Raw genomic sequence first — 19,530 nt, forward strand, 5'->3', positions numbered from 1 at the left:
GGTGGTGGAAACGGGCATGCCTGCGATCCTATGCAGACCTCGCGCAGACCTCAGGATCCGTCTCGATCAGATCCGCAGGTGCCCCTGCGCCTCGCAGCGGATCGTTGATCCGGGTTCGACAGAGATCGAGCGGGCAGTCCACTATCCCGTGTGCACCGGGCGCACGGCTCATACCCCGGTTCGACAACTCGTACGGACCGAAGTGCTCACGGTCGAAGCACACCTCGTTGCGGTGCAGGCCTCGGCGAAGTCCGCGGTTTCGTCGCGGGGAATCACCGCGGCGGCCTACTACTCGGTCTCCTCGTACACCTCGATTATTGCGGCAGCATAATGAGGTCTATTCGGAACATAACCCAAGGAATGGTGAATTGCGCGCTCACACCAGCGCATCCAAAATTCATAGGACTAATTCATCCGACGACTCAGGCTGTACCGATTTGAACTACTGCGCGGAAACGAGTTCGAGCAATCGCATGAGCTCCGCATAACGCCGAGCACCGATACGCGAACGCAACTCCTGCTCCGCACGCTCCTCCTCGGCGCGCACCGCGTCGACCAGATCCGAACCGAGCCTGCTCAGGCCGATCAGGATGCGGCGGCGGTCGTCCTCGGCGGCCACCCGGAAGATCAGGCCGCGTTCGGCGAGCGCGTCGGCGTGCCTGGTCGCCGAGGACGGCGGTAGCTGCGACCTGGCCGCGAGCTCACTCATGGTGACCCCGAACCCGGTGGACAGATTCGACAGCATCGACCATTGGTCGGCTGTCAGTTGCCTGGCGCACAGGGCGGCGTCGAGGTGATCCAGCCAACGCCGTTCCGCGGCACGCAGCGCACCATGCAGCGTGGAATATCCGCTTACAATGGTCGTCATTATTTCCTGCCTGCCATGAATTTCGCTCGAACGAGAAGAAGAGTACCGAATGTCAGCGTTCGGCGAGAGCCCAGACGGCACGGTCGAGATCCTGAACATAGTCCCGATGCAGGGACCGGGCGGTATCGTCGCGGCGTCGTGCGATGCGGCGATTTCCCTCGCGGTCGACGAAATCAATGCTGGGACCGGTTTTCTCGGCCGCGAAATTCGTACTACGAATATCGATGGCGGCCGGAATCCGCGTGAGGTCGCCGATGAGGTTTCCGCGCTGCTCGCCACCGGGATGGTGCACGCGATCACCGGCTGGCACACCTCGGCGGTGCGATTGGCCGTCGCGCGGGCTAATGCCAGCCGGGTGCCCTATCTTTTCGCCACCGGACACGAGGGCCTCACCAATGAGCTACCCGGGGTGCTGATGCTCGGGGAACATCCGGCGGGTCAGACCCTGCCCGCCGTGCACTGGCTCGAGCGCGAACACGGTGTGCGCCGCTGGGCGATCATCGGCAACGACTACATCTGGCCGCGCGAATCGGCCAAGGCGGTGCGCCGCAGTCTGGCCGATCCGAGTGCCATCGTGCTGGAGCGATTCGTACCGCTCGGCGCACCGGACTTCGGTGAATTCCTGCGGGATCCTGCGTTGGACCAAGCCGACGCCGTCATCATCCTGATGGTCGGGGCGGATGTCTCTCGCTTCAACCAGCAGTTCGCCGCCACCGGACGCGCCGACACGCTGCTGCGCATCAGCCCGGCCGCCGACGAGAACGTCCTGCTGACCGGCGGCCCCGACGCCAACCACAACTTCTACGTGGCATCGAGCTTCTTCGTGGACCCGGACACCGACGACGGCCGCGACCGACTGACTCGCTACCGCCGCCTACACGGCACCTTCGCACCCGCACTGACCAGCTTCAGCAATATGAGCTACGAGGCGATCCACACCCTGCGCGCGATCGGCGAGACGGTCGGATCACTGGCCGTTCCCGACGTGCACGCGGCCCTCGATCAAGGCGTACAACTCGAAACCCCTGGCGGTTCCCGAAGATTCATCGGAAACCAGGCCCAACAGCACGGCTATATCGCGCTGGCCGACGGCGTCGACTTCGACATCATCGCCCGGATCACCTGAGTGCTTACCCCACGCGGTGACCACCACGGAGCGAGTCTTACGAGCGAGGAGTTCGCGGCCGAGTGGCCGAAGCGCATGCGACGAAGTCGCGAGTCTCGGCCGCGCCGCTAAGCGACTTGCTCGCAGGTCGCTCGAAAGGGTCGGCCGCGAACACGCCGCGCCAGAGCCGCGGCCAACTACACAGCGACCAGGGTGTCGAGTACCGAGAGGAACAGGCCGAGGCCGTCGTCGCTCGGGCCGGTCAGCGGCTCGGTGGCGTGTTCGGGATGTGGCATCAGGCCGACGATCCGGCCATCGGCCGAGGAAATGCCTGCGATATCGCGCTGGGAGCCGTTCGGATTGTCGCCCGCGTAACGGAAGACCACCCGGCCCTCGCCCTCGAGTTCATCGAGCACGCTCTCCGACGCCTGGTAGCGACCCTCGGCGTTCTTGACCGGGATGAGGATCTGGGCGCCGGGCTCGAAGCGCGAGGTCCAAGCGGTGTTCGCGGTTTCGACGCGCAGCCATTCGTCACGGCAGACGAAGTGCAGACCCTCGTTGCGGGTCAGCGCACCGGGCAGCAGACCCGCCTCGCACAGCACCTGGAAACCGTTGCAGATGCCCAGGATCGGCAGACCCTTACCCGCGGCCTTGACGACCTCACCCATCACTGGGGCGAACCGGGCGATGGCACCTGCACGCAGGTAGTCACCGTAGGAGAAGCCGCCGGGCACGACCACCGCGTCGACCTGCTTCAGATCGGCATCGGCATGCCACAGGCTGACCGCCTCGGCGCCCGCCAGTTTCACCGCCCGAGCGGCGTCGACATCGTCGAGCGTGCCCGGAAAAGTAATGACCCCGATCCTGGCGGTCATGACTGCGCCTCGCTGGCGCTCGGCTCCGTCATACCCGCCAGGGCGGCTGTGTTTTTGATTCGCTCGCTCATGCCGAGACCCGCACGACCTTCCAGTCCTCGATCACGGTGTTGGCGAGCAGCGCCTCGGCGATCTGTTCGAGCTCCGCGTCGCTGACACTGTCGTCGACATCGAGTTCGAATCGCTTGCCCTGCCGCACATCCGACACTCCGGCGAATCCCAGGCGCGGGAGCGCGCCGGCGATGGCCTGACCCTGCGGATCCAGGATCTCGGCCTTCGGCATCACCTCGACCACGACTCGTGCCACGCGTTGCTCCTCAGGTGGTGTTGGGGTTACCTGAGCAGCGTAGTTGTCCAGCTTGTCCGAGCTACGGTCGGGGTCGAGTCGAATAGCATGGCCCCATGCGCATAGCCCACTTCGGCCACTCCTGCATCCTCGTCGAATTGCACGGCAAGAAGGTGCTGTTCGATCCGGGCACCTTCTCGCACGGCTTCGAGGGCATTACCGGCTTGGACGCCATCGCCGTCACCCACCAGCATCCCGACCATATCGATCCGAGCCGAATCGAGGCGCTGCTCGACAACAACCCGAACGCGCGCCTGTTCAGCGATCCACAGACCGCACAGCAGCGCGGCGAGCCGTGGGAGCCGGTACACGCGGGCAATGTGATCACCCTCGGCGATCTCCAGATCACCGGAGGCGGCGGCAGGCATGCGGTCATCCACCCCGAGATCCCGGTGATCGACAACACCGTCTTCCAACTCGGCACCCCGGACGACCCTGCCCAACTCGTGCACCCCGGCGACTCGCTCTGGGTGCCACCGGTACCGGTCGGTGTCCTCGCGATACCAGCATCCGCACCGTGGATGCGCATCAGCGAGGCCGTCGACTACCTGCGCGCGGTCGCCCCGCGCACGGCCTTTCCCATCCACTTCGGCATCATCCAACCCGAAGCCCAAGGCATCTACTTCGGCCGCCTAGCCGAAATGGGCCCCACCACCACAGAATTCACCGTCATCCCTCCTGAGGCCCAGCGCGACCTCTAACTCCTGGACTGCTGATCACCATGTATCACTGGCGGCGAATGTCGAGAGGGTCCGCCACGGATGCATGGTGATCGGGTGTCCAACGCCCGCTCAGCGGACCTGTTCGGCGTAGGCGGTGAGGAAGAGTGCCTCGGCGAGGGCCATGTGTTCGATTTCGGATGGGTCGACGCTTTCGTTGGGGGCGTGGATCAAGCATTTGGGCTCTTCGACGCCAAGCAGCATGATCTCGGCGTGCGGGTAGGTATCGGCGAAGACGTTGCACAGCGGGATCGAGCCGCCCTGGCCCTGGGTGGTGGTCGGGCGGCCGTATGAGGCGGTGAGTGCGGCTTCCATGGCGGTGCGGGCGGGACCGCCGCTGGCCGATCGGAACGGTGCGCCGGTCGACTCGGTTTCCACGGAGAGTTTTGCGCGCCACGGCGTATGCGCACGCAGGTGTGCGGTCAGCAGTTCCAGCGCCTGGTCGGGATCGGTGCCCGGTGGAATGCGCAGGTTGAGCCGGGCTCGCGCGGCGGGCTGGATGGCCGCCGCCGAGCCGACCACCTTCGGCGCGTCGATGCCGAGCACCGTCAAAGCCGGTCGCGCCCAGAGCATATCGGCGACGGTGCCGTCACCGATGAGTTCGACGCCGCCGAGTACGCCTGCGTCCGCGCGGAATTGGTCCTCCGAGTACTGCACCCCGGTCCAGCTCTGATAATTGGGCAGTCCGGCCACCGTGGTGTTGCCGTGTTCGTCGCGCAGGGAGGCGAGCAGGTGGACGAGCGCGGCGAGCGCATCGGGGGCGGGACCGCCGAACATGCCGGAATGCATTGGCCCGGCAAGGGTTTCGATGGTGACGACAACGTTCACACTGCCGCGCAGGGTCTCGGTCAAGGTCGGCACCCCGATCGCGAAATTGCCGCAGTCGCCGATCAGGATCGCATCCGCGCGTAGAAGATCCGGATTGGCTGCGACGAATTGTTCGAGTCCGCCGGTGCCCTGCTCCTCGGAACCCTCCGCGACCAGCGTCACCCCGAGCGGCAGTTCCGCGCCGAGGGCCCGCAGCGCGGTCAGATGCATCACGATATTGCCCTTGCAGTCTGCGCTGCCGCGCCCGTACCAGCGGCCGTCCTTCTCGGTCAGCTCCCAGACCGGGGTGCGCCAGGCATCGTCGTCGAGCGGCGGCTGCACGTCGTAGTGGCAGTAGAGCAATACCGTCGGCGCACCGTTCGGCGCGGGACGCGAGGCGATGACCGCCTTACTGCCATCGGGAGTTTCGTGCAGACCCACCTTGGTAAGGCCCGCCCCGGCGAATGCGTCGGCCACCCACTGCGCGGTCCGGTCGCATTCCTCCAGCGGGAACTGTCGGGGATCGGCCACCGACTTGAACGAAACCAGTTGGGTGAGATCGGTTTTCGCCTGCGGCATCAGCGCGGCCACCCGCTGGCGCAGCGCCGCGATGCGGGAGTCGTCGATCATCTGCGAAACCTCATTTCAGATCCGATCCGGCACAGAGGCGGCCGACCGCGCGCCGCCCGCACACTCTGGCATGAACCGCTCGGCACATACGGAGAACTCAGCCGACCGATCGGTCTGTGTCGTCCGGTTCGGAACACCGAAAATCCGGTCGCCGCTGTGACATGCTGAAACGTCGACGCTGGTTGCCACTGTTTTCGCAAACATCACGCGATCCATATTCGGAGGCGGTTCGATGACAGAAGGACTGGAGCCCGACGACCTATTCGCCCTGCCGGGCCTGCGCCGGTCGGCGCCGAAGGCCGGATTTCCGATCAACGAGTTGTTCCCGCAGGTCGCCTACGAGATCGTGCACGACGAGCTGATGCTCGACGGCGTCTCCCGGATGAATCTGGCGACGTTCTGCACCACCTGGGTGGACGATCAGGCGCGCAGGCTGATGAACGAATCCCTGGACAAGAACATCGTCGACAAGGACGAATACCCGCAGACCGCCGAATTGGAGCGCCGGTGCGTGCGGATGGTCGCCGATCTGTGGCATGCGCCGGATCCGGCGGGCACGCACGGCACCTCCACCACCGGCTCGAGCGAGGCGGCGATGCTCGGCGGTCTGGCCGCCAAATTCCGCTGGCGCAAGCGTGGCGGCACCGGAACCCCGAATTTCGTCTGCGGCCCGGTGCAGGTGTGCTGGGAAAAGTTCGCGCGCTATTTCGATGTGGAGATACGGCAGATTCCGCTGCGCGGGGACCGGCTGACCATGCATCCCGACGACGTATCCGCCTACTGCGATGCGCGCACCATCATGGTGGTGCCGACCTTCGGGCAGACCTACACCGGCCTGTTCGAGGATGTCGCCGAGATCAGCAAGGCGCTGGACCGGCTGCAGGAGGTCAGCGGCCTGGATATCCCCATCCATGTCGACGCCGCCAGCGGCGGCTTCCTCGCGCCGTTCACCGCGCCGGATCTGATCTGGGATTTCCGGCTGCCGCGGGTCAAATCGATCAATGCCTCCGGCCACAAGACCGGGCTAGCGCCGCTCGGATCGGGCTGGGCGATCTGGCGTGAGGCCGCCGATCTACCCGAAGAGCTGATCTTCAATGTGGACTACCTCGGCGGCAGCATGGCCACCTTCAATCTCAACTTCTCCCGCCCCGGCGGGCAGGTGATCACCTCGTACTACGAATTCATCCGGCTCGGCCGCACCGGATACGCCCGCCTGCAGTCCCAGCTCTACCACGTCGCCCAGCATCTGGCCGATGGCCTGCTGAAACTCGGGCCGTTCGAGATGATCCACGGCGGCGATCCACATCGGGGCATCGCGGCGGTGTCGTGGCGGCTGACCGAAAATGTCGGCTTCAATCTCTACGAATTGTCGGATCGGCTGCGGACCAGGGGTTGGCTGATCGCCGCGTATCCGCTGCCCGCCGACCGCGAGAACGAGACGATCATGCGCGCACTGGTCCGGCACGGGTTCAGCATCGATATGGCCGACCTACTGCTCGCCGATATCGCGCGCAGTATGGCGCAACTGGAAAAGCATCCACAAGCCAAACCGCTCACCCGAGAGGAAGCGGGCGGATTCACGCATAACGCGACCGCGGCGGTACCGAGCGAGCAGGCCAAACCCGTCCGACCGAGCCGCGAATAGCGCTGGCGCAGCATCGATTACGCCGCGCGCCGCCGCCCGGTCACGCCATTACGGGCGGCGGCGCCTCGTGCGGGCGGTGCCGACCACACCCCTGCACGGCTTCCGGCGGACCCGATCAGGCCGCCTTGACGGCGGCGAACGGCTCCCAGCGGTACACGTCGCTGGCCGCGCCGTGGAACAAAGCGAGATCGACCGCGTCGAGCATCGCCTGCCGCGGACCGGAACGGCCGAGCTGAGCGGCGGAAACGGCCAGCCGCAGCACACCGCCGCGACGCGCGGTCCTGGCCGCGCCGAGCACCAGCGCGCGACACCACCACGGCTCGGCGCGGAAACCCTCGCCCATGCCATAGACCCGCGCCTTCTGGGCGATATTGCGCTCGAGATCGAGAATCGAGGTCAACCCGAGCGCGAGCCGGAAACCAGCCTCGGGCAGCGCCTCGATGGCGCCCGCCGAGGCATCCCAGCGCGGGGCCGCGAACAGCCGGGTGCGCAGTTCCACCTGCTCGAGCACCCGATCCGCCGCGGTCAGCCGCAAGCGCGCCTCGTGCCGGGGCAGCGTGGCGAATTCGGCTCGGCGGCGCTTGGTCGCCGCCTGGTCGTAGCCGTGCAGCACGATCGCATCGCCGCGGGCCCGCCGACCGCGCAGCCACGACTGCGTCGCCGGATCTTCCAGCAGCCGGTAGCCACCCTTCAACCGGGGCGCGACCAGCAGCGAAAGCCGCACATCGCGGCGATCCATTTCGGCCGCGAACTCGATAGCCGCGTCCCGCGTGGTGTCCCGGATCCCGGAAATCGACACGATCAGCTCAGCGTTCATGGCCTTACGGTGTCAGCCGCAGATGTACTCGGCGTGCAGGGCGGATGACCCGCCGACGAACACTGCGTTCCACCCGCGGCACATCTGCCCTAGGATCTCCGGCGTGAAGACAGCCCTGCTCAGCGCTCTGTCAGTTCCACTCCTGCTCCTCGCACCGGCTACGGCCCTAGCCGATCCGGGCGATCCCCAGATCTTCAGTCAAGACGAAACATGCACGGCCACACAGGGATTCGTCAACCAGGTGCGAAACAAGACCCCGGATGCGACGCCGGATCAGATCGCCGACGCCTATATCGCGATTATGGATGCGAACGGCGCGTACCAGGGAATCGAGCAATTCCGCGACAGCGATCGTGCGACGTTCCTGGACAACATGCGCACCTGCGGCCTCTGACCTACCACCGCTCCCAGTGCAGTACCTGCGCCCTCGGCACCCGGACAGCCGGTTCGAAGTCGGTGCCGAGGGTGTAGGCCAGCGGTCGGATTACGTACGGCGCGAACGCAATCAGCGCGACCGCCGCGCCTATGCCGTGACCATCACCGATGCGGGCCGCGAACGGCTGCACGAGGCGGAGGCGGCCATTCCGGCCTACCTCGATGACACCTTCGCGGCGCTGACCGCCGCCAGCTCACGACGCTGCTCGGCAAACTATTGGTACCCGCCGGGTGAGCGGCCGGGGTGAACCGGCCGCGCACGGAGGCTACGCGTCGGCCAAGCCGAGGGTGTCGAGCACCCAGGCGTATTCGAAGGCGACTTCCTTCCACTTCTCGTAGCGGCCGCTGACACCGCCGTGGCCCGCGCTCATTTCGGTCTTGAGCAGCAGCGGTGTGTCGCCGGTCTTGGTGGCGCGCAGTTTGGCGACCCACTTGGCGGGCTCGACATAGAGCACGCGGGTGTCGTTGATGCTGGTGATGGCCAGAATGGCCGGATAGTCCTTGGCTTCGATGTTCTCGTAGGGCGCGTAGGACTTCATGTAGTCGTAGACGTCCTTGTCCGCCAATGGATTTCCCCACTCGTCCCATTCGATGACGGTGAGCGGCAGCGACGGGTCGAGGATCGAGGTGAGCGGGTCGACGAACGGCACGTTGGCCAGGATGCCCTTGAACAACTCGGGTGCCAGGTTCGCTACCGCACCCACCAGCAGGCCGCCCGCACTGCCGCCGTCGGCGATCACCCGGTCCGCGGAGGTTACGCCGGTATCGATGAGATGCCTTGCGCAGGAGACGAAATCGGTGAAGGTGTTCTTCTTGGTGAGCGTCTTGCCGTTCTCGTACCAGAGCCGCCCCATTTCACCGCCGCCGCGCACATGCGCGACCGCGAACACCATGCCGCGATCGAGCAGCGAAAGCCGCGATACCGAGAAGGACGGATCCATACTGGCCTCGTAGGAGCCGTATCCGTACAGCAGCAGCGGTTTCGGCCCCGCGGGCAGACCCTTCTTCCGCACCAGCGAGATCGGAATCCGGGTGCCGTCCGCGGCGATCGCCCAATCCCGGTGCTGCTCATAGTCGTTCGCGTCGTAGCCGCCGAGCACCGGCTGCTCCTTGCGCAGCAGCAGCTCACCGGTGGCGGGCACGTAGTCGAAGACCTGCATCGGCGTGATGAACGAGGTCAGCCCGATGCGCAGCGTCGGCTGCTCCCACTCCGGATTGGCGCCGGAACCGACCGCGAAGAGTTCCAGATCGAATTCGAGTTCGCGCCGCTCGCCGTAGCCGGATTCGGTCAGCGGCCAAATGGCGACGCGGGTCAGGGCTTCGCGCCGATAGCTCAGCACCAGATGACTGGCGAACGGATCGATATCCTCGAGCCGCACATCGTCACGATGGCCGATCAGCAGCGTCATATTCGACGGATCCGATACCGGGGCCTCGGCGAGGACGAAGTTCTCGGCCTTCACCCCGTCCACGACATCATTGTGCAGGATCAGGAAACGGTCCTCGCCGCCGACCACCGCATGTTCCGCAGAGTATTCGACGCCATCGCGGCGCGCAATGATGACCCGGAAATCCCCTTCCGGATTATCGGATTCGAGCACCCAGCCCTCGGTGGTGATCTTGGAGCCGACCCAGATCATCAGGTACTTCTCCGAGCGCGTCGCGCCGATGCTCACCCAGTAGCGCTCATCGGGCTCGTGGAAGACCTTGACGTCGTCGTCCTTGCCCGTACCGAGCCGGTGCCGCCACACGGTGTCGGGTCGCCAGGATGCGTCGACCGTCTGATAGAAGACGTGCGTGCCGTCCAGCGACCAGGTCGCGCCGGGTGCGGTGCCCGCGATCTCGTCGGCGAGCACTTCGCCGGTGCGCAGGTCCTTGAAGCGCAGCAGATAGCGCTCGTCACCGCTGGTATCGACCGAGTACGCGAGCAGGTTGCCGTCATGGCTGATCGAGAATGCGCCGAGCGCGAAGAAGTCGTGCCCCTCGGCGACCTGGTTGCTGTCGAGCAGCACCTGCTCCCCGGGGATCTCGGTATCGACCTCGAGCTGCGGCGGAGTCCAGGCATCGATGCCCTCGGCCGCCGCATCGATGGGACAGCGGCAGTGCACGCCGTACTGCTTGCCCTCGAAGCTGCGCGAGTAGTACCAGTACTCGCCCATCCGGGTCGGCACCGACAGATCGGTCTCCTGGGTGCGCGACTTGATCTCGTCGAAGATCCTGTTCCGCAGTCCGCCGAGATGGGCGGTCTGCGCCTCGGTGTAGGCGTTCTCGGCCTCGAGGTAGGCGATGACCTCGGAGTTTTCCTTATCGCGGAGCCATTCGTACTCATCGATGAAGACATCGCCGTGGTGCACCCGCTCGGTGCGCACCGTCTTGGCGACCGGGGCCGTCACATCACCCGGACCGGCGAGCGTTCCGATTCCACTGTCGAGAGCCATGGGCTCCACCCTACTGTTCGGGCTGCGCACCGCCCGCCGCTCGGAGGATCTCGTCGAGTACCTCGCCCGCCCGGTGCAGATCGGTCATGGCCTGATCGATGCGACGGCGCTCCTCGGCCAGCTTGTCCACCAGGAACGGTGTCGCCAGCTCGTTCGGTGTGCCGTCTTCGTCATGGATACACGGCAGCAACTGGCTGACCGTATCGCTGCCGATGCCCGCGGCGAACATTTCGCGTATGCGCAGCACCCGCGCGACCGCGGACTCCGGATATTCGCGCTGACCACCGGAGCTGCGCTCGGCTCCGAGCATGCCCTTGGCCTCGTAGTACCGCAGCGACCGGACGCTCACCCCGGTCCGCTCGGCCAGCTCACCGATACGCATATCTATTCCGCCTCCCCGGACCTTTTGCCGACAAGTGAGTGCAACGGAACCGCCGCTGCGGACCGGCGGCCGAGCATGAAAGGGCTGCTGGGCGTTCCCGACGAGTTACCCATGTGCTCCCGAGATAAGCCGTTGCGATATCGAGCTTACTTGACCTCACATTGATGTCAGGTTTTATGGTACGGCCATGCAGCTATTGAGCGAATACCGCAACCATGGTCTGGCCCTGCCCAACCGCATCGTCATGTCACCGATGACCCGGTTGCGCTCGCAGCCGGACGGCTCGCCGACCGCCGATGTCGTCGACTACTACGCGCAGCGGGCCACGGCCGGACTGATCGTGACCGAGGGCATCTGGCCGCATTCGACCGGCCAGAGCGAGGCCTGGGTGCCCGGCCTGCAGACGGGTCGCCATGTCGATGCCTGGCGGAAAGTCACCGATGCGGTGCACGCGGCGGGCGGGCGGATCGTCGCACAACTGATGCACGGAGGTCGGAAGGGACATCCGCTGGCGCGGGTCGACGGCTCATGGCCCATTGGACCGTCGTCGGTGCTGGATGACGATCGGCCGCATCTGCTCGACGGCACCAAGGCCGATCCGATCACACCGGGCGCGTACAGCCGTGCCGAAATCGCCGCAGTGGTCGAGCATTTCGCGGCAGCTGCGGCCAATGCGATCGCGGCGGGCTTCGACGGTGTCGAGATCCACGGTGCCAATAGCTATCTGCCGCACCAGTTCCTGGCCGATAACACCAATCTGCGCACCGATGAATTCGGCGGCTCCATCGAGAACCGCATGCGTGCGCCGCTGGCCATCGTCGACGCGGTCGCCGGGGCCGTCGGATCGGAGCGGACCGCTATTCGCCTGTCGCCGGGCAACCCGCAGTTCAATATGTACGAGGCCGATCCGGCACCGCTGTACCGCACGCTGGTGGCCGAGTTGGATCGCCGCGACCTGGCCTATCTGCATCTGACCGACAACGACGACTATCCGGCCCTGGCCGATCTGCGGCCGCGCTGGCACGGCACGCTCATCGCGAACATCGGTGAGAACCGCAAGCCGACCAGCGCGATCGAGGCCGAGGCGGTGCTCCGGCAAGGACTCACCGACCTGGTCTCGTTCGGACGCGCGTTCATCGCCAATCCCGATCTGGTGCAGCGGATTACGCACGATCTGCCGCTGGCTTCGATCCGCGACGAGTTGCTGTACGGGCGCGATGCGGCGGGGTACAGCGACTATCCGAGCTGGGAGTTGCGCGAAACGCGGTGCGCCTGATGGTCCGGCCGCATGGCCGCGCAGCCCATTAGGCTCGCGGCCATGCGTGCTGTTCACCTGCTGGCCGTCATCGGAATGCTGTTCGCCACCGCCGGAATCGGCGCGCTCGCACCGGCTTCCGCATGTGCTTGCGGCGGGGTCGCCAATCCACCGGGTCACCCGGCGTCGGTGCGCGAGGAGACGGCGCTGGTCAGCTGGGACGGTCAGCGGGAGACGGTGCTCATGCGGCTCGCCCTGAAATCCGGCACCGATCAGGCGGCGCTGTTCGTGCCGACGCCGAAACCGGCGACCGTCGCGGGCGGTTCCGCCGCGACCTTTACCGAACTGGCGAACTTGACCGCACCCAAGGTCGTCACCCAGCGTCGATGGTTCGGCTCGGGTTCCAGCGACGCCGCGGGCGAGGGCGCCATGAGCGCTGCCGGTGGCGGCCCGACCGTCCTCGGCCGCGTGCAACTCGGCCCGCTGGAGGCGACCACCCTGTCCGGCGGCAACCTGGATGGCATTCGAAAGTGGCTGAGCGACAACGGCTACGAGATGCGCCCCGAGGTCGTCAGCACCCTCGAACCGTATCTGCGCGAGGGCTGGTCCTTCGTCGCTATGCGCCTCACCAGCGCCCAACCGCTCGACGGCGCAATAGATCCGGTGCGCCTGACCTTCGATTCGGATCGGTTCGTGTATCCGATGCGCATGTCCAGTGCCGCCGAACGGGCCCAGTACGTGCACCTTTACGCGCTGAGTGAGCATCGCGTGCGACGCTCCGATCCCGATGCCACCGCACAGAGCGTGCACGTCGATTTCGCGGGCCGGGTTGCGTCATCGGATCCAGAACTCGCGCCGGTGACGACGAATGGCCGCGACTACCTGACCGAACTGCGGATTTCGATCGATAGCCCGGCGGATATCCGCTCCGACTTCGCCTTCGAGGCCGATGCCAGCGACGCGGAGGTCTACCAGACGATCCACCGAACCGAGAACGTCGAACTATTCGGCGCGCCCGCGGGCATCGTCATCCTCGGTACCGCCTTCCTGGCCGCGATAGTCGTGGTATTCGCCATCGTCCGGGTGCTGCGGGCCTGACCTCAGGCTCCGATCGCCGGGCCGATGGTCGGCCAGGAGGCGTGCAGGGTGTCCTGCCAGTAGGACCAGGAGTGGGTTCCGGTCGGGCTGTAATCGACCTCGGCCGGTATGCCGAGGGAACGCAGCCGTTGTTCGAACGAAATGACGCAGGTGTTCACGCCGACCTCGACCGGGCCGCCGAGGACGATGTTCTCACCCAGTTGGGGTTTGACCTCGGCCTCGTGCGGACCGGGTACACCGGTGCCGGTGGAGAGGTAGATCGTCTTGCCGCGCAAGCGATCCGCGAGCGCCGCCGCATCGTGTTCGGCCCAGGCCGGGCTGCCGGGACCGCCCCACATATTCACCGGGTTGCCGCCGCGGTTGGCGATGGAGAACATCACCGCACCCATGGCGAGAGTCGTGTCGGGACAGGCGCTGTAGCCCGCGATCGCACGGTACAACTCGGGATGGCGGGCGGCGAGAATGAAGGCCGCATTGCCGCCCATGGACAGACCGCCGATGGCATTGACGCCATTGCCGTATCGGGCGTCGACGATCGGCGGCAGCTCCTCGGTCAGGAAGGTTTCCCACTGGTAGCGGCCGAATTTGGGATCGTCGCGCTGCCAGTCGGTGTAGTAGCTTGCCTGGCCGCCGACCGGCAGCACCACATTGACGTTCTTACCCCGGAAGAACGATTCGGCGTCGGTGGCATTGGTCCAGGTGCTCTGGTTGATGCCCGGATCGAGGCCGTCCAACAGGTAGAAGGACGGATGCGAGCCGCCGCCCGCCGGGTGCAGAACCTCGACTTGAATGATCCGCCCCATCGATGGCGATTCGATGAACAGCGCCGAGCGCGTCGTGCTCAGTTCATCGATCCGGTCGATCCGTGCGGCCGATGCCGTGGCCGGCTCGACAAGCATGGGTCCCATCAGTGCGGTCGCAAAGGCGAGCACCGCAACAGCAATCTTCGTTCGCCGCACGAACCTACCTCCGTCACCGCATGACAATGGCCTTCAACGTAACTCACGTCGAGACGTTGGAGAAGAGAATTGTTATCCGGCGTTTCCGCGGCAAACTTTCCGATAGGTAATAACTTTCACGGCAGTCACCGCCCGGCCCGGCGACGGCTCAGCGCTCGAGCGCGCCGCGGATCGAACTCGCCAGATAGTCCAGGTCAGCGCGACGCGGACGGGTCGGCCGCCCACGCAATCCGAACCCGTCACCCGGTGTCCGCGGAATGACGTGCAGGTGCACATGGAACACTTCCTGACCTGCGGTCACCCCGTCGGCCAAGAAGAAGTTGACGCCATCACACTCCACCTCGCTGTCCCGCAGCGCCCCCGCCAATTTCTGCGCCACCTGGAACAACTTCCCCCCGACCGCCGGATCCAGTTCCGCCAGACTCCGCGCCGCCACCTTCGGCACCACGAGTAAATGCCCCGGCGTCATGGGCCGAATATCCATGAACGCCACCACATCATCGTCCTCGTACACCCGGCTGGCCTCGGCCCGCCCAGCAACAATGTCGGCAAAGATCGTGTACGGATTCACGCCGATCACTATGGCCGATCGCTAAAGGATCGGCGAGGGGGTGTAGCGAGCGGCGTCGGGGTACTGGTCCACCAGCTTCTGGACGGCGGCGACCACATCGGAAACCTGAGCTTCAGCCGCGCCGATGAAGGCGGACTTGTCGGCCAGGGCGGCATCCAATTCGGCGCGGTCCAAGGGGAAGCGGGAGTCGGCGGCCAGTCGGTCCAGCAGGTCGGGTTCGCGACCCTGTTCACGCATGGCGAGGGCGACCGCCACGGCGTGTTCCTTGATTACCTCGTGCGCGGTTTCGCGGCCCACACCGGCGCGCACGGCGGCGATGAGCATGCGGGTGGTGGCGAGGAAGGGCAGGTAGCGGTCGAGTTCGCGGGAGACGACGGCCGGATAGGCGCCGAATTCGGTGAGCACGGTGAGGAAGGTTTCGATCATGCCGTCGATGGCGAAGAACGCGTCCGGCAGCGCGACGCGGCGCACCACCGAGCAGAAGACATCGCCCTCATTCCATTGCGCGCCAGCGAGTTCGGCGGCCATCGAGGCGTAACCGCGCAGCACCACCTGCAGCCCGTTCACGCGCTCGCAGGAGCGGGTGTTCATCTTGTGCGGCATCGCGGAGCTGCCGACCTGGCCGGGCTGGAAGCCCTCGGTGACCAGCTCGTGGCCCGCCATCAGCCGGATGGTGTGCGCGAACGACGACGGACCCGCGCCTACCTGAACAAGCGCCGACAGCACATCGTGATCGAGCGAGCGCGGATACACCTGGCCGACACTGGTCAGCACATTCGCGAAACCGAGATGCCGCGCGACCTGCTGCTCCAGCGTCGCAAGCTTGGCCGAATCGCCGCCGAGCAGATCGAGCATGTCCTGCGCGGTGCCCATCGGGCCCTTGATACCGCGCAGCGGGTAGCGGTCGATGAGCTCACGCAGGCGGGTCAGCGCGATCAGCAGTTCGTCGGCGGCGGAAGCGAACCGCTTGCCGAGCGTGGTGGCCTGGGCGGCGACGTTGTGCGAACGGCCCGCCATCACTCGCGCGTGGTACTCGGCGGCCCGCTCGGCCAGCCGTGCCGCCACCGCGACACCGTGCGCGTGCACATGCTCGAGCGAGAGCCTGATCTGCAGCTGCTCCACATTCTCGGTGAGATCGCGGCTGGTCATGCCCTTGTGCACATGCTCGTGCCCGGCCAGCGCGTTGAATTCCTCGATGCGCGCCTTCACGTCGTGGCGGGTGACCCGCTCACGCTCGGCGATCGAGGCGAGATCCACCTGATCGATGACCCGCTCGTAGTCGTCGATGACACCGGCGGGCAGATCGATGCCGAGTTCGGACTGCGCCCGCAACACCTCCAGCCACAGCCGCCGCTCGAGCACGATCTTGTTCTCGGGCGACCAGAGATGCACCAACTCGGGGCTGGCGTATCGGGTGGCGAGGACATTCGGGACGAGACTCACGACTGCGCCTCGCTAGCGCTCGGCTCCGTCGTACGCCGGGGCGCTGTGCCTATGGTTCGCTCGCTGCGCTCTCTCACGTCTTGTCAGTCTAGTGTCCGGAACCTGTCGACCTGCTGCGGCGTCGCGGGTGCGACAATATCGATGACCTCGAGCAACGCACCGCGCGCCATTCGCCTTGGCTCCGGGTCCATTTCGCTCAGCGCCGCCACCACGGCCCCGTCGACCACCGCGACCATCCTGCGCAACTGTTCCGCCCGAACCGCCCGATCGGAGCGGCGCAGCACATCGGCGAGCAGCTCGTCCAGCTGCGCCCTTAGTCGGAGCTGCACGTCCCGCAGTTCCGGATGCCGCGCCGAGGCCACCGAACGCTCATAGCGCGCGATGAGCTGCCCGCGTGCACCGGCGTCGTTTCCGTCCGACCCCACCAGCAGGTCCAACACCAGGTCGACGGTCGCCTCCGCGCCGCGTCTGCGGTGGCTCACCTCGCCGACCCGGCGCCGCATCGCGTCCAGCTCCGCATTGCCGCTGAATTCGACCGCTCGCGCGATCAGATCATCGAGCGACTCGAAGTAGTACGTCGTCGACGCCAGTGGAAGGTCGGCGCGCGTTGCGACCGAGCGATGCCGCACCGCATCGAATCCGCCTTCGAGTAACAACTCGGCGGCGGCCGCTACCAAAGCCTGGCGACGCCGTTCGCCTTTCGGGGTCGTCGCGGTTATCACCGTGCCATCGTGCCAGTCATCATCAGCTCATCCGTGCGAAATCAGAGGAAACCCAAAGAGTGAAAGCCCAGCCATCGTTGTTTTACCGCATCTGCTCGTTCAGGGTGCCGAACTGTGCAAACTTGTTGTCGGACAGCATGATCAACCACGCAGATAGTGACCCAGCCGAACGAGTGCCGCCTCGATGTCCGCGGTAGCTCCGGCGAAGGAGAACCGTACCGTCCGGTGCCCCGCCGCGGTATCGAAATCGATTCCGGGGGCCAAGGCGACTCCGGTGTGGTCGAGCACCTCGGCACACCACTTCCTGGAATCGTCGGTGAGGTGGCCGATATCGGCGTAGGCGTAGAAGGCGCCGTCGGCCGGGGCCAGCTCGGTGATGCCGAGCTTGGGCAGCCCCTCCAGCAGTAGTTGCCGATTCACCGCGTAGCGCCGGACGTGACCGTCGAGTTCCTCCTTGGCCTCGGCGCCGAACGCGTGCAGCGCCGCGAACTGCGAGACCGCGGGCGGACACACGGTCATATTGGATGCGAGCCGCTGCAGTGCGGGTCGCAATCCGCTCGGCGCCAGCATCCAGCCGAGCCGCCACCCGGTCATCGAGAAGTACTTCGAGACCGAACCGATGACCACGGATTCGCGCGAGGTCTCCCAGGCCGATGATGTCCGGCCGCCACTGAGGCCCTGGTAGGTGATGCCGTGGTAGATCTCGTCGGAGATCAGCAGGGTGTCGTGCGCATCGCACCAGCGGGCCAGCGCGGCGAGCTCATCCGGATCGATCATGGTGCCGGTCGGGTTGGCCGGACTGGCCACGATCAGACCGGCGGGCGGTTCCGGGAGCGCCTCGAGCATGGCGACCGTCGGCTGGAATCGGGTCTCCGCACCGCAATCGAGTTCGACCACGCGACATCCCAGCGCGGTGAGGGAATTGCGATAGGCCGGATATCCGGGCCTGGCCACCACGACGGTGTCCCCGGCGTCGAATGCGGCCAGGAAGATGAGGGTGAACGCGCCGGAGGAGCCGGTGGTCACCACGACATCATCGGGTTCGACGGCGTATCCGTAGGTATCGCGGTGATGTTCGGCGATCGCCTCGCGCAGCGGCAGAATGCCGAATGTCTCTGTGTAGCCGAGCAATTCGGAATCGATCGCCGTCTTCGTCGCGCGCAGCACCGGGGCGGGTGCGGGCGTCGAGGGCTGCCCGGCCGCCAGCACCAGCACATCGCCGTGCGTCCTGGCCCGTTCCGCGGCAGCTTTCCAGACATCCATCACGTAGAAAGGTGGAATGGTCGACCGGCGAGATTCTCTGGACACCCGACGTACGGTAGACGGTCCCGCACGTCGGGTGTGCGCCGATGCTCGGCTTTTGCCGGACCGAAATGCGACCCACCCGTGGTTCGTCATGTTCGCGGCATGCGGCGCGGGTTATGGTCGGCGTTAATGCTTGACAAGGCTCGCCGTGCGCGGCTGGACCGAGTACCCGGGGTGGGTGGCATCGGTGTCATACCCCCCGATTGGCGTGCCAAGTTGCGGGAACGGCGCGAATCCGAATTGCGCGGGCGGGCGCGCGAGGTGCTCGGCGAGTGCAAGGACGGCTTGGTCTGGCTGCGTCGGCAGCCACCGCCCGACCTGCACGCGCTGTGGGAGGACCGACCCAAACCCGACTATCGCGCGCTATTGCGCAAGCACCGGATCCTGATCGCGGGCGTCTGCGTCACGGCCGTATTCGCGGCCGCCGATTCCTCGGTCACCTGGAGCGTCACCGATCGCACGCCCGGCCAGGACGAAGCGCAACGCGTCGCCTTCGCCTATCCACAGCAGATGCAGTCGACACCGCCGTCGGTGAAGCGCTATCTGAATGCCATCGCCAACGGCGAGCGCATCCGTGAGCAGGAGGTGGTCGCGGCGGCGGCCCGCGCAACGCTGGAACGTGCCAAGGCCGAGGCGGCCGCGGCCGTGTCCGGTGAGTATCAGCCGTGGATAGCGGGCAGCGCGCCGGTCACGACGGGTTCGGCGCTGCCCGGTATCACCGGCATGGTTTTGCCGACCCGCGGCACCTTCACCTCCGGATTCGGTTCGCGCTGGGGCACTTTCCACAACGGCATCGATATCGCGGGGCCGATCGGCACCCCGATCTATGCCGTCGCCAGCGGTACCGTCATCGATGCGGGACCCGCGCAGGGATTCGGACTATGGGTGCGGATCCGGCACGATGACGGCAGCATCACCGTCTACGGCCATATGTACGACTTCTTCGTCTCGGTCGGCGAGCGTGTTCCGGCGGGTATGCAGATTGCTCGCATGGGAAACCGCGGTGACTCCACCGGGCCGCATCTGCACTTCGAGGTGATCGTCAACGGACAGCACGTCGACCCGCAGCAGTGGTTGGCGGTGCACGGGCTCAGCTTCGGCTGAGTTTTT

At 66.1% G+C, this 19,530-nt stretch carries 20 protein-coding genes; 8 read left to right on the plus strand and 12 right to left on the minus strand.

Going from position 1 to position 19,530, the window contains the following annotated elements; translation table 11 throughout:
- Positions 1–442 precede the first annotated feature (442 nt).
- Positions 443–868, minus strand: a complete 426-nt coding sequence (locus tag NP3_RS27395) for a MarR family winged helix-turn-helix transcriptional regulator (RefSeq protein ID WP_063044489.1) — start codon at positions 866–868, stop codon at positions 443–445.
- 49 nt (positions 869–917) lie between these two features.
- Between NP3_RS27395 and NP3_RS27400 the strand changes: the two genes are divergently transcribed.
- Positions 918–1,994 (plus strand): substrate-binding domain-containing protein, encoded by a 1,077-nt coding sequence (locus tag NP3_RS27400; protein WP_063044490.1) that lies wholly within the window; start codon positions 918–920, stop codon positions 1,992–1,994.
- Positions 1,995–2,170: 176 nt separating this feature from the next.
- Here the strand turns inward: NP3_RS27400 and purQ are convergent, their stop codons facing one another.
- Positions 2,171–2,848 (minus strand): phosphoribosylformylglycinamidine synthase subunit PurQ, encoded by a 678-nt coding sequence (gene purQ / locus NP3_RS27405; RefSeq protein ID WP_063044491.1) that lies wholly within the window; start codon positions 2,846–2,848, stop codon positions 2,171–2,173.
- 67 nt (positions 2,849–2,915) lie between these two features.
- Positions 2,916–3,155 carry a phosphoribosylformylglycinamidine synthase subunit PurS gene (gene purS / locus NP3_RS27410; RefSeq protein WP_040686358.1) on the minus strand — a complete coding sequence of 80 codons (240 nt, stop codon included), beginning with the start codon at positions 3,153–3,155 and terminating at the stop codon, positions 2,916–2,918.
- A 95-nt stretch (positions 3,156–3,250) separates the two neighbouring features.
- Between purS and NP3_RS27415 the strand changes: the two genes are divergently transcribed.
- Positions 3,251–3,895, plus strand: coding sequence for an MBL fold metallo-hydrolase (locus tag NP3_RS27415; RefSeq protein WP_063044492.1), 645 nt, complete (start codon positions 3,251–3,253; stop codon positions 3,893–3,895).
- A 90-nt stretch (positions 3,896–3,985) separates the two neighbouring features.
- Here the strand turns inward: NP3_RS27415 and NP3_RS27420 are convergent, their stop codons facing one another.
- Positions 3,986–5,350: a dipeptidase gene (locus NP3_RS27420; RefSeq protein ID WP_063044493.1), complete on the minus strand. Its 1,365-nt coding sequence runs from the start codon at positions 5,348–5,350 to the stop codon at positions 3,986–3,988.
- Positions 5,351–5,582: 232 nt separating this feature from the next.
- On the opposite strand from NP3_RS27420, the gene gad reads away from it, so the two are divergent.
- Positions 5,583–6,995, plus strand: a complete 1,413-nt coding sequence (gene gad, locus NP3_RS27430; protein ID WP_063044495.1) for a glutamate decarboxylase — start codon at positions 5,583–5,585, stop codon at positions 6,993–6,995.
- 115 nt (positions 6,996–7,110) lie between these two features.
- Here the strand turns inward: gad and NP3_RS27435 are convergent, their stop codons facing one another.
- On the minus strand, positions 7,111–7,812 hold the full coding sequence (locus NP3_RS27435) for a DUF2334 domain-containing protein (protein WP_063044496.1): 702 nt from the start codon (positions 7,810–7,812) through the stop codon (positions 7,111–7,113).
- 103 nt (positions 7,813–7,915) lie between these two features.
- Here NP3_RS27435 and NP3_RS27440 point away from each other — a divergent pair, with 103 nt between their 5' ends.
- Together NP3_RS27440 and NP3_RS47060 are read left to right on the plus strand one after the other, a co-directional pair.
- A complete protein-coding gene (locus NP3_RS27440) occupies positions 7,916–8,206 on the plus strand; it encodes a hypothetical protein (protein WP_157124573.1) in 291 nt (96 codons plus the stop codon).
- 16 nt (positions 8,207–8,222) lie between these two features.
- Positions 8,223–8,495 (plus strand): hypothetical protein, encoded by a 273-nt coding sequence (locus NP3_RS47060; RefSeq protein WP_174566267.1) that lies wholly within the window; start codon positions 8,223–8,225, stop codon positions 8,493–8,495.
- Positions 8,496–8,513: 18 nt separating this feature from the next.
- On the opposite strand, the gene NP3_RS27445 is transcribed toward NP3_RS47060, so the two are convergent.
- Together NP3_RS27445 and NP3_RS27450 are read right to left on the minus strand one after the other, a co-directional pair.
- On the minus strand, positions 8,514–10,685 hold the full coding sequence (locus NP3_RS27445) for a S9 family peptidase (protein WP_063044505.1): 2,172 nt from the start codon (positions 10,683–10,685) through the stop codon (positions 8,514–8,516).
- Positions 10,686–10,695: 10 nt separating this feature from the next.
- A complete protein-coding gene (locus NP3_RS27450) occupies positions 10,696–11,067 on the minus strand; it encodes a MerR family transcriptional regulator (protein WP_063044498.1) in 372 nt (123 codons plus the stop codon).
- Between the two features lie 187 nt (positions 11,068–11,254).
- On the opposite strand from NP3_RS27450, the gene NP3_RS27455 reads away from it, so the two are divergent.
- Positions 11,255–12,343, plus strand: a complete 1,089-nt coding sequence (locus NP3_RS27455; RefSeq protein WP_063044499.1) for an alkene reductase — start codon at positions 11,255–11,257, stop codon at positions 12,341–12,343.
- A gap of 42 nt (positions 12,344–12,385) precedes the next feature.
- On the plus strand, positions 12,386–13,420 hold the full coding sequence (locus NP3_RS27460; protein WP_084509051.1) for a DUF2330 domain-containing protein: 1,035 nt from the start codon (positions 12,386–12,388) through the stop codon (positions 13,418–13,420).
- A gap of 2 nt (positions 13,421–13,422) precedes the next feature.
- Here the strand turns inward: NP3_RS27460 and NP3_RS27465 are convergent, their stop codons facing one another.
- The 5 genes from NP3_RS27465 to NP3_RS27485 form a co-directional block, all read right to left on the minus strand.
- On the minus strand, positions 13,423–14,379 hold the full coding sequence (locus NP3_RS27465; protein WP_063044500.1) for an alpha/beta hydrolase: 957 nt from the start codon (positions 14,377–14,379) through the stop codon (positions 13,423–13,425).
- A gap of 148 nt (positions 14,380–14,527) precedes the next feature.
- Positions 14,528–14,950, minus strand: coding sequence for an HIT family protein (locus NP3_RS27470; RefSeq protein WP_063044507.1), 423 nt, complete (start codon positions 14,948–14,950; stop codon positions 14,528–14,530).
- Positions 14,951–14,971: 21 nt separating this feature from the next.
- Complete coding sequence (gene purB / locus NP3_RS27475; protein WP_063044501.1) at positions 14,972–16,393, minus strand: adenylosuccinate lyase; 1,422 nt, start codon at positions 16,391–16,393, stop codon at positions 14,972–14,974.
- An 83-nt stretch (positions 16,394–16,476) separates the two neighbouring features.
- On the minus strand, positions 16,477–17,115 hold the full coding sequence (locus NP3_RS27480; protein ID WP_063044502.1) for a TetR/AcrR family transcriptional regulator: 639 nt from the start codon (positions 17,113–17,115) through the stop codon (positions 16,477–16,479).
- 141 nt (positions 17,116–17,256) lie between these two features.
- Entirely contained in the window at positions 17,257–18,423 is a 1,167-nt protein-coding gene (locus NP3_RS27485; protein ID WP_157124574.1) for a pyridoxal phosphate-dependent aminotransferase, read from the minus strand.
- Positions 18,424–18,549: 126 nt separating this feature from the next.
- Between NP3_RS27485 and NP3_RS27490 the strand changes: the two genes are divergently transcribed.
- The gene (locus tag NP3_RS27490) at positions 18,550–19,524 is read left to right on the plus strand and encodes a M23 family metallopeptidase (RefSeq protein WP_063044504.1); all 975 of its coding nucleotides are present in this window, start codon (positions 18,550–18,552) and stop codon (positions 19,522–19,524) included.
- The last annotated feature ends 6 nt before the right edge of the window (positions 19,525–19,530 follow it).

The organism is Nocardia pseudovaccinii NBRC 100343 (assembly GCF_001613225.1).
Taxonomy (GTDB): Bacteria; Actinomycetota; Actinomycetes; order Mycobacteriales; family Mycobacteriaceae; genus Nocardia; species Nocardia pseudovaccinii.